The 13,254-nt window shown below is 54.9% G+C and carries 9 protein-coding genes; 8 read left to right on the top strand and 1 reads right to left on the bottom strand.

Annotation, left to right across the window (positions count from 1 at the left end; all coding sequences use genetic code 11):
* The first annotated feature begins 207 nt into the window (after window positions 1–207).
* From HPY30_16165 to HPY30_16155, 3 genes are all read left to right on the top strand, one after another.
* Window positions 208–4,041, top strand: a complete 3,834-nt coding sequence (locus HPY30_16165; protein ID QYZ68092.1) for a protein kinase — start codon at window positions 208–210, stop codon at window positions 4,039–4,041.
* A 3-nt stretch (window positions 4,042–4,044) separates the two neighbouring features.
* On the top strand, window positions 4,045–5,991 hold the full coding sequence (locus tag HPY30_16160; protein QYZ67381.1) for an SUMF1/EgtB/PvdO family nonheme iron enzyme: 1,947 nt from the start codon (window positions 4,045–4,047) through the stop codon (window positions 5,989–5,991).
* A gap of 272 nt (window positions 5,992–6,263) precedes the next feature.
* Window positions 6,264–6,842 (top strand): PEP-CTERM sorting domain-containing protein, encoded by a 579-nt coding sequence (locus HPY30_16155; protein ID QYZ67380.1) that lies wholly within the window; start codon window positions 6,264–6,266, stop codon window positions 6,840–6,842.
* Between the two features lie 175 nt (window positions 6,843–7,017).
* Here the strand turns inward: HPY30_16155 and HPY30_16150 are convergent, their stop codons facing one another.
* On the bottom strand, window positions 7,018–7,797 hold the full coding sequence (locus tag HPY30_16150) for a hypothetical protein (protein QYZ67379.1): 780 nt from the start codon (window positions 7,795–7,797) through the stop codon (window positions 7,018–7,020).
* 247 nt (window positions 7,798–8,044) lie between these two features.
* Between HPY30_16150 and HPY30_16145 the strand changes: the two genes are divergently transcribed.
* From HPY30_16145 to HPY30_16125, 5 genes are all read left to right on the top strand, one after another.
* Window positions 8,045–8,359 (top strand): hypothetical protein, encoded by a 315-nt coding sequence (locus HPY30_16145; protein QYZ67378.1) that lies wholly within the window; start codon window positions 8,045–8,047, stop codon window positions 8,357–8,359.
* Window positions 8,360–8,543: 184 nt separating this feature from the next.
* The gene (locus HPY30_16140) at window positions 8,544–10,088 is read left to right on the top strand and encodes a tetratricopeptide repeat protein (protein ID QYZ67377.1); all 1,545 of its coding nucleotides are present in this window, start codon (window positions 8,544–8,546) and stop codon (window positions 10,086–10,088) included.
* Between the two features lie 16 nt (window positions 10,089–10,104).
* Window positions 10,105–11,439 carry a tetratricopeptide repeat protein gene (locus tag HPY30_16135; GenBank protein QYZ67376.1) on the top strand — a complete coding sequence of 445 codons (1,335 nt, stop codon included), beginning with the start codon at window positions 10,105–10,107 and terminating at the stop codon, window positions 11,437–11,439.
* 171 nt (window positions 11,440–11,610) lie between these two features.
* Window positions 11,611–11,796: a hypothetical protein gene (locus tag HPY30_16130; GenBank protein QYZ67375.1), complete on the top strand. Its 186-nt coding sequence runs from the start codon at window positions 11,611–11,613 to the stop codon at window positions 11,794–11,796.
* A gap of 474 nt (window positions 11,797–12,270) precedes the next feature.
* Window positions 12,271–13,113 carry an RnfABCDGE type electron transport complex subunit B gene (locus tag HPY30_16125; protein QYZ68091.1) on the top strand — a complete coding sequence of 281 codons (843 nt, stop codon included), beginning with the start codon at window positions 12,271–12,273 and terminating at the stop codon, window positions 13,111–13,113.
* The last annotated feature ends 141 nt before the right edge of the window (window positions 13,114–13,254 follow it).

Raw genomic sequence — 13,254 nt, 5'->3', positions numbered from 1 at the left:
ATCGACAGAGACGACGATGCCACCCTGGTAATCCCCCGTCCCGGCAAAGAACCTGTAATCGACGACGAGGCAACGCGGGTCGTCACCCGTCCAACGTCCCCCACACCTGTCGACGACGAGGCCACCAGGATTGCCACCGGGCATACAACCCCGCCCACCTCACCCTCCCAGACCTCCAACGCGCCCTCCTGGGCCAGTACCAGAGGCATGGGAACCACCACAGCGTCAAACCGGATCAGCCACGAACCCGAGGTAGGCGACATTCTCAACCAGCGTTTCGAACTGGTGGAGGAGATCGGCCGCGGCGGCATGGGGGTGGTCTTCAAGGCACTGGACCAGCGCAAAGTCGAGGCAAAGGACCGCAAACCCTACGTCGCACTCAAACTGCTGAACGAGAGTTTCAAGCAGCACGCCGCCTCCCTGATGGCTCTGCAGCGGGAAGCACGCAAGGCCCAGGACCTGAAACACCCCAATGTCATCGGCATCTTCGACTTCGACAAGGACGAACACGGCAACTACTTCATTGCCATGGAGTTCCTCGAAGGCAGCCCCCTCGACAAGGTAATCAAGAAACTGCGCGGCACTGGCATGTCACCGGAGCAGGCGCTGAAACTGATCACCGAGATGAGTCTGGCGCTGGAGGCCGCCCATAACCACAAACCAGGCATCATTCACTCAGATTTCAAACCGGGCAACGTCTTCCTCACGCAGGATGGTGAGGTCAAGGTATTCGATTTCGGTATCGCCCGGGCGGCCAAGCCGAAGATCCCCCAAGCGGGCAGCGATGTCACCGCCTTCGACGCCAGCACCCTGGGGGCGCTTACCCCCACATACGCCAGCCTGGGAATGCTGGAGGGCCAGGACCCCGATCCCCGGGACGACATCTATGCCCTGGCCATTGTCGCCTATGAACTCTTCACCGGCGGCCGCCCCTTCGGTCGTCTGCCCGCCACTGAAGCGAAAAACAAGGGACTGCGCCCGGAGCGAATCAAGGGGCTGAGCCGGCGTCAGTGGAAAGGACTGCAGCGGGGGCTGGCCTTCGAACGTGAAGACCGCACCCCCAGCGTCGAACAGTTTCTCGACGAACTGACCCCGAAGAAATCCCGGCTGCCGCTTATTGCCGGGCTCTCCGTCATGGGTGCCGGACTGCTGGGCTGGCTGCTGGTGCCGGGTTATCTTGAGAAACAGCGCGCAACCGAACTGGCGGCAGAGGTTGAGAAGGCCAAGCTTGCCCAAATCCCCCAGCTGCTGGAAAGCGCCACCGAGCTCAGCCCCGAATCCCAACGCTTATTATCCTCCAAGGCGGTAACCCGCCTCATCGGCATCATCAACCAAGGCACCCAGAATCAGATCAGGGAAGGCCTGCAGGTAACCGAGGAACTCCCTCCTGCTCAGATGCGCGAGGTGATCTCCAGCGCCCGCGAGGCGATCCTCACGTATTACATCAGTCTGGCTGACGCCGCCTTCGCTCCCCAGGAGGGGAGCTACGACTATGTCGCTGCTGAACGGCAGATGACCCTGGCCGGTGCCCTCTATCCCGATTCGATCCAGGTTTTCCGCACCACCCAGCGTATGGAGGATGCCCGCAACGACCTGCTCAATCGCCTGGATAGCCGTTTCAACGAAAACCTGACCGCAGGGCGTCTGCTGCCCGATCCAGTAATGGATGATATGGCCGATGTTCTCGGGATCCTGCGCCAGCTTGATCCCGAACATCCGCTGCTCACCGATCCACGTCTCGCCAATGCCTACAGCCAACAGGCAAACAGCCTCCTGACGAAAAACGACGTAGATAGCGCCGCCATACTGACGGAAACGGGCCTGAAACAGTTCCCCGATGACGTGGCGTTGGAGAATCTGGCGGCCCGAATCCATCTGATGCGCAACAAAGAGGAGGCCCAAGCCCTGTTGGTCGATCTGCACCGGGATCTCAAACAGAGGCTCCCCGGGATCGACACGCTTGATGGCTATCGGGGGGTGGAAAAACCCCTTGAGCAGCTGCGCTTGATCCAACCCGGCGATCCTCTGCTCAGCCAGGCTGAAGCGGGATTGCGCAAGTTGCTTCAGCCCCGGCTTGAACATCTGATCACGCAGGAGAAGTGGAGCGAAGCCAATACCCTGTTGAAACAGTTTGCCGGACAACTCTCCAGCGACTATATGCGGGAACAGCAGAAACGTCTGCTCGATGGCAAACGCGCCCCGGAACTGCTGGCTCAGGAGATCGCCGAGCGCAAACGGATCATCGAACAGTTGACCGCCGGGGCAAAATTCACCGCTGCCTGGGAACAGGCACTGGACACCGCACTGAACAGTCTCAATAACCTGATCGAGGCTGATGATCCCTGGCTCAGCAAACAGAGAGAGAAAATCGGCCGACTCTACCTGCAGCAGGCAGAGAAAGAGCGTAGCGCCGACCAGTTCGCCAAGGCGGGTGCCCTGTTGAGTCAGGGTGAACGCTTTGCTCCAGCCATGACGAACCGTTTCAAGACGGAACGCGGCCTGCTGACCTCGGCGGAATCAGCCTGGGAGCAAGAGAACAGGGAACGCATCCGGCTGGCCCGGGTAGAGGGTACCAAACAATCACTGCTCACCCAGGCCAAGGCAAACGATGTTACAAAAGCCAGCAAGACTTTGCAGGAGTTGCAGCAGGAGTTACCGGCGAATGACCCTTTTCTTCAGGTCATCGGCCCCGAAGCCATCGGTGGGGCCTATCTCCGTCTGGCACAAAGACGGGCTAAGAGAGATGACTTTGCCGCGGCCATAAAACTGGTTCGCCACGGTCTGACGATTGCGCCGGAAATGCTGGAACTTACCGAAAAACTGGGTGACTTCCAGCGCAAAGTCGAATTTCAAAAGGTTGGCCAGGCATTGAAAAAACAGCCACCGAAAAAACTTTACGCGCAAGAAACCGAGTTACAAAAGCTGCAACAAAAATTCCCCGAGCAGTACCCGGTGGCTGAGAAAAAATATGTCGCGCTGCTCATCAAGCGTATTGAAAACGCAAAGAATCCAGAGGTCTCCACCTCCCTGCTCACCGCTGCCAGGCAACTCTTTCCCGAAAACCGGGCATTGACAAAAGTTGTGATCGCCAAGCCGCCCAAACCATCAATTTTTGCCGCACGCGGTTTAGCGGCAGTCGACGCTGGACGCCTCAACGAGGCCCAAAAACTGTTGCAGGAGGCAAAGAAAAAGGAGTCGGCCCACCCTGATCTGGCACGCCTCGGGAAGTCCCTGAAGGCACGCCGGGAACAGGCAAAAAAGCACTTTTCCGAACACCAGACAGCGCTAAAGGCAAAGGACCGTAAACAGGCCATCGCCAAGGTGGAACAGGCTATCGAACGCTGGAACGATAATGCCACTTTCAAGAAAAAACTGAAGGCGTTACAACAGCCCCTCTCGAAAGACCGTTGTAATCCAAAATATGCCGGTTACGGAAAACGCAGCAGCAAGTTCCGTTGTTACGATCTGCTGGAGGGCAAGCAGCGCGGTCCCATTATGGTCGTGGTACCGGCCGGCGCAGGAAACACCACACCCTACGCCATCGGCCGCTACGAGATCTCCGTCGGCGACTACAATACCTATTGTCGGTTGAGCGGCAAGTGCGAACCCCGTTCAGGCAAGAACACCAAGCTTCCTTTGAACAATATCTCACTGCAGACGGCTCAGGCTTATGCCAAGTGGCTGACCGGGAAGACCGGCCACACCTACCGGCTGCCACGGGAGGATGAATGGCTGCACGCCGCCAAGGCCAAGGGGCGTCAACCCGCCGGTTCGGACTTCAATTGTCTGTTGCGCAGTGGCGGTTCGGTGGTCAAGGGTGGCGCGCCCATCGAGGTCAATGTGGCACCGCAGAACGCTTGGGGCCTGTTCAATTTTGTGGGCAACCTGCAGGAGTGGGTAAACAGTTCAAGCGGGACCAAGGTCAGGGGCGGCCACTTTAACTCACCGGCAGACACCTGCAGTATCAACCTCAGTCAGAAGCATGGAGGAGGCGCCGACAAGGTGACCGGATTCCGGCTCCTGCGTGAGATCAAAGGGTAAGCCATGAGCGACACGCAGCCCAAAATCAGACTACGGCAACTGGCAAAGGAATTCGCAGAGGGCTGTATCGACCGGGAGAGCTATCGCGCCCGGCGTGCCGGGTTGCTGGATGCCCTGTCTCCCACGGACAAGATTGCTCCAGCTTCCGACAGGAAGGCGACAGCTGCCACAAACCGTTCCATCCTCCCCCTTGTCACCGCTGCCGGTGGTCTGCTAATGCTGGCGGGGGCAGGGCTGTTTCTCCTCTTCACCGGGGAAGACGAACCGATATCAACTCCACCTGCTGTGACGGCTGAAACACAATCACCTCCCCCGCCCCCCGTGATTCCGGAAATGGAGGAGACATTGGTAACAGTACTACAAGCATTCGTGCAGTCAGACGACTGGCGTGAGGAGAGCCGGGAGCGACTTCTGCAAGCATGGAAAAACCGGGGAGCACAGGCTAAAGCGAAGGTAAGATCCTCACGCTGGTTCCACAACCTGGAGACCGATTTCCAGTCACGTCTTGAGGAGGAGCGCGGACTGGCCACCAGCAGGAGTGGGGAGAGAGTGAAATCGCTATTGGATTTTGGACGCCAATTGGGACTGCAGCACGACATAGAGGATAAAACACTGATCGTCGTGCCGACCCCTGAGAAGAAGCCCCGTCCGGTTTCTCCCCCCCCGCCCCCTGTCGAAAAACCGGCCTCCAAAACCACACCCGAACTTGTCACCCCGGCGCCACCCAAACCTGTGACCGCAGTAGCACCGAAACAGAAGATGGCATCATCAATCGAAGCCTCGATCAAACATCCCGTTGTCAGCGAGCTGGTAAAGCATAAAACCGAAGAAAAACCGGCGACCTCCCCCTCACGGAAACAGTCAGCAAGTGTTGAAATACCAGTCCCACCAGGATGCCGTCCCAAGTATTCCAGTCGCCATCGGCTGCAGTGTAGGGATCGTCTGCAATTAGGTGAAAAAGGACCCTGGCTCGCAGTACTTCCCGGTGGACTTTTTGCCATGGGCAGCAGCGAGAAAACAGATGAAGAACCCGTACACCAAGTCAACATCGCCTACCCTTTCACCATCTCAACTCATGAGGTCAGCTATCGGGAGTATGCGATATTCTGCCGGACTACAATCGGGGAGTGTCCTGAGCAGCCCTGGAATCGTGATGATCTTCCCGTAGTCAACGTCAGTTGGGACGATGCCAAGCGTTACACGACCTGGCTCTCGAAGCAGACAGGCAAGGGCTATCGCCTGCCCACCGAAGCGGAGTGGGAGTATGCAGCACGGGCAGGCAGCACCGGTCCCTATCCGGTAGCCGAGAGCGATCTCGGCAGTTATGCCCACTATACCCGTCACGGTAACGAGGACTCACCACAAGCCGACAAACCACAACGCACCAATCCCAACGCCTTCGGCCTGTTTCACATGGCTGGTAACGTTCGGGAGTGGGTGTTGGACAGCTGGCATAATAATTACATCGGCAGCCTGGGCAACGGCAAACCCCGTTTCGATCACAAATCGAAACAGCGTGTGGTACGCGGAGGCAGTTATAACGACTCAGCCGGCGCTCTGCGTTCATCAGCCAGGGCCACCCTGCCCCAGATCCAAACCGATCGCTATACCGGTTTTCGCACTGTTCGGGATATCTACCTCAAACCCGGTCGGGTGGACCTGGAGAGCTGGGGAGACTGGTGGCTGTCACAGCAGGAAGTAACTCACTATACGGTGCAACTCTTTGCCCTCAACCGGCTGGACAAACTGGAAGGTCTCATGGCGCGCCATTCGGATCTGGTCATAAAGGTCGTCGGCGCAAACGATGAAGGCTTCAAATACCGGATTCTCTACGGACTCTTCACAACAAAACCCGCCGCCGAGAAGGCCTTCGATAGCCTGCCCGAAGCACTACGGAAACAGGTCCCACGTCTGGTGGTCAAGCAGATTGGGGAATTGCAGGGGCCATAAGTTTTGAAGGAAACGGTGGCCGGAGGTAAGAGTGGATTCTTATAACCTGATTCAGATCAACATATAGACGAAAATGTATCGAATCATATTTCCCGAATAGTCTATAACAGAAAATAGGGGTTCTGTTTTGTCTGAAGGGAGGAGTGGGGATTCAGCCTAGTTTCATGAGGAGTTATGACTGTGGTTCGCCCCTACTCATTTCCCGTCCCCTATTATTTCCTTTTTGTGACGTAAATATTGCGTTGTAAATTACGCTCTATCGGAGAAAAGTAATGATAAAGACATCCTACGAATTAGCGGCAATGTTACTTGTGACGGTTTCAATGACATTCATGCACGCTGCACAGGCTGTAATTATCGACTTTGAATCGGCAACTGTTGGAACAGATCAGACGGCTAACTACATGGAAGATGGATTTCGACTATCAGTTCTTGTCGGCGACTATGACGTGAACCCTTCAGATGCCTTTATTGGAGATGGTCAGTATCTGGCATTAGAGAGAACTAACAACGGAATCTTACAGAGTACAGTTAAAATAGACATGTTTGGCGCATTGTTTGATTTTCAGAGTCTCGTATCTTCGAGTTTTGGCGGGCGTATTACATTTTCTGACGGCACGTCGGAGCTTTTCGGCGATTTTCTTACGGAGCCGGTCACGGTGGCATTCTCCGGCCATACTAATCTCACCTGGATTGAATTAAGTTCCCGAAGCAACGACTTCTTTCGCGTTGACAATATCTCACTTAACGTACCCGAACCCTCGACCCTCGCATTGACAGCAGTTGGTCTAACCGGCCTGGGCTTCGCCCGTCGCCGAAAGAATGTACAAAAGAACGGGGACAGGTCTTGAATTCGCGTACTCGCTCCAGATAACTTTACAGCACGACTCCCCGTTGATAGTGGACACCAAACCATACTGTAAAGAAGAGGTGATTTTTTTACGCCGGATAGGGGCCAACAAATAAATCCGCCCCCTTCCGGCTCTTTTCCAAATGGAGGTCTCCGATGTGGAGCGACAGATCGGGCTAGGGGAACGGCCCCTGGTCAGGATTCGCAGCACCACCATCAACCTGGGCTTCCCTGCGTTCGATCTCCGTCTTCAGGCTATGTATGCCACTGCCATAACTTAGCGATCCGGTGAATTGGGGGAATTCACGCCGGTGGCGCTGGATCAACGGGGCATTGGTGCCAAAGTAGTAGCGCAGCCCAAGGAAATAGTAGCTGTAGTCACCCTCACCCTTGGCAGCACCGCCCAACAGTGTCAGCGCCGGTAAACGATCCAGGGCCGGCTGCAGTTCAAAACCCAGTTGTGCCATCGCCTCTCCATCGACCTGAGCCGCCCCGACATTCAGCGAGAGGATATCTATCGGGTAGAGATCCAACCCGGCGAACAGATTGACCTTCTTCTCCGCATCCCCATTCTGGTACTCGACACTGCCGCTGAAGGTGGTAATTGATGTGTACCATTTGCCATTCAGCGCGTAACGGTTAAGTCCGTTCCCCTTCCAATTCAGGCGGGACGCGTTGGCGTCGAGCAAGCCGATCTCAGGATCGTGCCAATAGAGATGCACACCAAAGCCGGTCATGCTGGAATCGGCCACCTCACCCAAGGCACCATCCACCTGGATAGAAAAGGGGCCGGAGAGACCGAAATGATAGTTGCCTCCAATCACATGGGCGGTTTCGGAGTCGAGTTCGCCACCCATATAGTCGAGCAGACCATTGGAATGTGGAACTTCATCGGCGTATGCAGCTTGGCTCAGGAAACCAACAACGGCAATAAATATCGGTAGCAGGCATTTCATGGCTCAGGTTTCCAATAGGACAGAAAAGGTAATAGAAAATGGGGCAGGATTTTTTCACTCAAGAATGTGGCCAATAATAAATTCCCTTCCACCTTATACTATAGTATTAAACTGACAGACATAGTTGAACGCAGATTAACGGCAATCTTAATCTTCTGATTCAGAGGTGGTCATGGGTCAATACTTTCCACTCAAAAAGTACACATGGAAATTCAAAAGGACGAAAGAAGGAAACTGGAAAGCCGGCATGCTGTTTTACACTGCTGCCAAACCCTACGGACTTAAGGATCTGCATATCATTGCTTCCAAACCGAGCAGAATAGGAAGCTATTCGGACGCCCACGTCACTTTCGGTTTTGCGCAATACAAAGAGCGGATTTTTTATCAGGTAAACGACGATAAATTAGTAGCCGACTACGTGCTGGCCCCAAAAGGCTGGCAGTCATCATTCTGGATAAATTTCCCGTCTCTGAGAGCGGCTACTGAAGCGGAGGTACTGAGGTTCGTTGCCTTTTGGCGAGATGAGGGCAGACTGGAAAATCCACCGAGGGCTGTTGACTAAGATAAAAAAGGGACGAAGGGATTATTCTTTGACCCGTTTGCAGTGATGCGATAAAAATAACAACACACAAGGACTATGTTGTAAGGATCTGTGATGCCAGAAAGAACAAGGATATATACACCAGAGCTTCCTAGTCATATACCATAATATCTCCGTCGCCTTTTAGAATCCTTTCCCACTCAAAATGACTTCGCCCACGGATACCGACCAACAAGGAAATGACGCCGCGAACGATTCCGGAGTCACCATTGGCGAAGCCCTGCAGATTGCTCTCGAACGCCATCAGCAAGGTCGACTGACGGAAGCACAGCTCATCTACGAGCGTATCCTCGAGCTGGCCCCGGAGTACGCCGAGGCACACCACTTTCTCGGGCTGATCAAGGTCCAGTCGGGAGATGCTGAAGGGGCAGAAGATAATCTTAGACAAGCTATCCGACTCGACCCCGCTTACGTGGCGGCGCATAACAACCTGGGTAACTTTCTGCAGGAACAGGGACGGCTGGACGAAGCGGAAACCGAATATCGACAGGCCATCTCACTAAATCCGGAGTTCGCCGACGCCCACAACAATCTGGGGACAGTACTCAAGAATCAGGAGCGGTGGAATGAAGCGGAACCGCTCCTGCGCCGCGCTATCGAGCTGCAACCCGATCATTTCCAGGCCCTGAATAACCTGGGCGTCCTGTTGAAGGAACAGGGCGATCTGGAAGCGGCCCGGCAACTCCTGCAACAGGCGTCAGATCTGAAACCCGACTTTGCCGAGGCCTGCCACAACCTGGGACTGGTCCTTGCTGCCTTAGGTGACTATGAAGCGGCCGAGGCGGCCCTGGAAAAAGCGGTGGCCTACGGTGCGGATACCTACGTCAACCTCTGCAGCATCCTTCGGGAGCAGGCCCGCTTCGCCGAGGCAATCAAACACTGCCGCAAAGCCCTCGCACTCGATCCCGATCGCTGCGATACCCTACATCATCTTGGCATGATGCTGGAAGCCACCGGCCAGGTGGAGGAAGCAGCGGGAGTGTTCCGACACTGGGCAGAAGTGGAACCGAACAATCCCTTCGCCAAACATATGCTCGCAGCCTGCAGTGGCGAGGAGATCCCCATGCGGGCGACTGATCACTATGTGCAGTCGCTGTTTGACAGCTTCGCTCCCACCTTTGAGGAACGACTCGAAGGACTGGAGTATTGCGTCCCCCAAGTCATCGCCGACGCGGTCATCAAGCGGATCCCGCCGGATAACGGCTACACCGCGCTCGATGCAGGCTGCGGCACAGGACTCTGTGGCCCACTGCTCAAGCCTGTCGTCTCACGTCTGATCGGTGTGGATCTTTCCCGAAAGATGCTGGAGAAGGCTGCAGAACGAAAGATCTACGAGCAGCTGATAAAAGCGGAATTGACCCACTTCTTCCAAACTACACCGGAGCACTTTAATCTTATCGTCTCCGCCGATACCCTGGTCTACTTCGGCGACCTGCAACCGGTGATCTCCGCAGCCTGGCTCACCCTCCAACCCAGGGGCCTGGTCGTCTTTACGCTGGAACGGCTTGATGAGAGCACCGACACAGGTTTTCATCTCTGTCCTCACGGGCGTTACAGCCATACAGAGCCATATGTAAGATCCGTCCTGCTGGCAGCAGGGTTTGGGGAGATCTCTGTCACCGACGAAACCCTCCGGATGGAGATGGGCAAACCGGTGGCGGGGTTGCTGGTGATAGCCAAAAAGAAATAATACAGTTATGGAATAAATGGATAAGAACGATAAAAAATTATCTCTCGACGACGCTGTCAAGTTGGCAGTGAAGCTTCACCGGGAGGGGCAAGTCGACGACGCAAGAACCCTCTACCAACGAATACTTGAAGCGGCTCCCACCCAGCCGGATGCGCTCCATTACCTGGGTGTTCTACAGCACCAAGCCGGGCGTGAAGAGGAAGCGGTCAAACTGATTCGTGGCGCCATCAAGTCAAACCCGGCCTACAGGGAGGCCCACAACAACCTGGGAAATGTATTGAAGGAACTGGGTCGACTGGATGAGGCAAAGGCGGCCTATCGGGGCTGTCTTGCGCTCGACCCAAAAAACGCCGATGCACTCAACAACCTGGGAACGGCGCTCAGGGAACAGACTCACTACCAGGAGGCGATGTCGTGCTATCGAAAGGCCATCGAAATCTCTCCAGAACATGCGGATGTATGGCATAACATCGGCAGCATTCTGGTTGAGCTGGAACGCTACGAGGAGGCGATAGACGCTTACCGCAAAGCAATTTCATTCCACGCCCCCAATTCCGCCTCCTACCGCTGGCTGGGTTATTCGCTCTACCGGCAGGGTCGGCTACAGGAGGCGGTGGATGTGTTCAGGAAATGGTTATTGTTCGACCCGGACAATCCCGTTGCCCGGCATCTACTGGCTGCCTGTACAGGAGAGAATGTACCGGAGCGGGCCTCCGATGCCTTCGTCGAAGAGACCTTCGACAAATTTGCCGGCAGCTTCGACAAGGTCCTGAAAAAGCTTGAATACCGTGCGCCGGAACTCCTGGCAGAGGCAGTTGCAAGCCTCATCCCACAACAGAACGAGGAACTCATGGTACTCGATGCCGGTTGCGGTACCGGCTGGTGTGGCCCCCTGCTACGCCCATACGCAAGGCGCCTGGTCGGGGTCGATCTATCCCGGGCCATGCTGGAAAAGGCAAAGGGTTGTGGGATCTACGACGAACTGATCGAGGAAGAGCTGACCAGCTATATCCAGGCAAGAAAGGGGGTTTTCAACCTGATCGTCTCCGCAGATACACTGTGCTATTTCGGCGCGCTTGAGGAAGTCACCCGTGCATCCTTCGAGGCATTAAAACCCGGCGGGCTGATGCTGTTCTCCATCGAAAAGATCGCCAATCCACAACCGGGTAACACCTTCATCCTGCGTCCCCACGGCAGATACAGCCATGCGGAAAATTATTTGCGTAATCTGCTGTCGGCCTGCGGGTTCGATCTGATATCCATCGAGAACCAGATCCTGCGTAAGGAAGCAGGCAGGCAGGTTGAGGGACTGATCGTGTCGGTCATGCGACCCCCTGGGCAACCTACTTAACGCTAGTCAGGAAGATCCACTCTCCCAGCGGATCTGACACAAATACACCGTTATTCTAATCGCGATCCTCTGATATCGGAAAATTCCTACAACCGGATCAGGCGCTGCCGATGATTTTCCTCCCAAAATAGATCTACACTTAAAGCTGAGTAGGGGATCGGGAGTATGACTATGGCAGTGCAGCGAAATTCCAAGATGTCTCGCAATGAGAAAATAGATCGTTTTCAGACGGTGATCGATCAAGTGAGTCCGCCGAAGACACTTCATGAGCGTCTGATACTAAAGACCTATAAGCTATTGTTGCAGAAAGAGTTAAATACGGGAGAAGACTTGAGCGACCTGCACAAGTGCTTCTGAATACAGCAACAACAGGAAGATACCGGAGAAGAGCAATATCCTATCTGGCCGCCCGGTATCTTCCACACCTCATTTCATATCCACCAATAACCACGCCCCTGGCTAAATGCCTCGACGGTAATTTGTTGCCCGTGACCGTCTGGAAACAGGAAAAGAAGTCTCATGATGGGCTACTCTGTCCGCTACGTCTGGTTATGTCTGCCGTGCCATGGCCATTTTTTGAAACACGCGTGGCAGCCTCACGAGATCACGACTTTTTCGAGATCAGTCAGTTAATATTTAATGATTCAATGCTAAATATTTCCCTCATTAATTTTAATAGTGTGTATTGATAATATTATCTAGATTAATACATGGACCTCCCTTAAACTCCCAGGAACACTACGGTTTTTATTACCCGTTGATGACAACCCGAAAGTGATTGGGAATTTGGACTACGACAACCTTATTCATATCTCTATTGCAATCGCCTTTATGAGCGTTTTGGGGCTTGTTTTATCTCTTACCCTGGCCATTGCGAACCGTAAGCTGTGGGTATTCGAAGATCCGCGCATCGATGAGGTCGAAGAGATGCTCCCTCTGACCAACTGCGGCGCCTGTGGTACCGCAGGTTGTCGCCCTTTTGCCGAGGGATTGGTCGATGGCAGTCTGGAACCGGCTCAGTGTACTGTGAATTCCCAGGATGCCATTGAAGAGATCGCGGAGTACCTTGGCGTAGCGGCGGGTGAAGTGGAGCAACGGGTGGCTCGCCTCGCCTGTGCAGGAGGCACCCATGTCGCGCACATGCGGGCGCACTACGAAGGCCTCTCCTCATGCAGGGCAGCAGCCCTTGTGGCCGGTGGTCCGAAAGGTTGCAGTTGGGGATGTATCGGAATCGGCGATTGTGAAGATGTCTGCGAACTAGACGCCATCACCATGGATCAACATGGCCTCCCGGTGGTCACTAATGCCAAGTGCACGGCCTGTGGGGACTGTGTCGATGTCTGCCCTAAGGAACTCTTCTCCATCCAGCCAATCAGCCACAGGTTATGGGTGGCGTGTAAAAACCTGGGCGATGGCGACGGGGCTGAAGCCGATTGCGCCGTGGCCTGCACTGCCTGCGAACGTTGTGCAAAAGACAGTCCGGAAGCGCTGATCACCATCACCGACAACCTGGCTGTAATCAACTACGAAAAGAATGCCCTGGCCTCCCCCATTGCCACCCAACGCTGCCCCACCGGCGCCATAGTCTGGCTGGACGGCGACACAGTGACCAAGGGTCGCCAGGCCAAGCATATTGTGCGTAAGGAGGCGTTGCCCCAGCACCCTGCAACCTAATACTGAGATTGCAGCAACGCGAAAAGCGTAAAGTTTCTTTAGAGGAAAATTACTCAAGACACCAACACCTGAACTGTTCAAAGAAGCATCAGGAAAAAATATAACTCCGCGTTCTTTGCGGCATTGCGGCCTCCGCGTTAC

This window comes from Gammaproteobacteria bacterium (ex Lamellibrachia satsuma) (assembly GCA_019623805.1).
In the GTDB taxonomy this organism is placed as follows: Bacteria; Pseudomonadota; Gammaproteobacteria; order Chromatiales; family Chromatiaceae; genus QGON01.
Note: the sequence above shows the minus strand (reverse complement) of the source record. Positions and strands in the feature narration are given on the sequence as shown.

What these genes read in the sequence shown, in the direction of transcription:
- HPY30_16140 (QYZ67377.1), top strand. Translation starts at nt 8,544, where the DNA reads ATGACTTCGCCCACGGATACCGACCAACAAGGAAATGACGCCGCGAAC.
- HPY30_16145 (QYZ67378.1), top strand. Translation starts at nt 8,045, where the DNA reads ATGCTGTTTTACACTGCTGCCAAACCCTACGGACTTAAGGATCTGCAT.
- HPY30_16155 (QYZ67380.1), top strand. Translation starts at nt 6,264, where the DNA reads ATGATAAAGACATCCTACGAATTAGCGGCAATGTTACTTGTGACGGTT.
- HPY30_16150 (QYZ67379.1), bottom strand. Translation starts at nt 7,797, where the DNA reads ATGAAATGCCTGCTACCGATATTTATTGCCGTTGTTGGTTTCCTGAGC.
- HPY30_16130 (QYZ67375.1), top strand. Translation starts at nt 11,611, where the DNA reads ATGGCAGTGCAGCGAAATTCCAAGATGTCTCGCAATGAGAAAATAGAT.
- HPY30_16135 (QYZ67376.1), top strand. Translation starts at nt 10,105, where the DNA reads ATGGATAAGAACGATAAAAAATTATCTCTCGACGACGCTGTCAAGTTG.
- HPY30_16125 (QYZ68091.1), top strand. Translation starts at nt 12,271, where the DNA reads ATGAGCGTTTTGGGGCTTGTTTTATCTCTTACCCTGGCCATTGCGAAC.
- HPY30_16160 (QYZ67381.1), top strand. Translation starts at nt 4,045, where the DNA reads ATGAGCGACACGCAGCCCAAAATCAGACTACGGCAACTGGCAAAGGAA.
- HPY30_16165 (QYZ68092.1), top strand. Translation starts at nt 208, where the DNA reads ATGGGAACCACCACAGCGTCAAACCGGATCAGCCACGAACCCGAGGTA.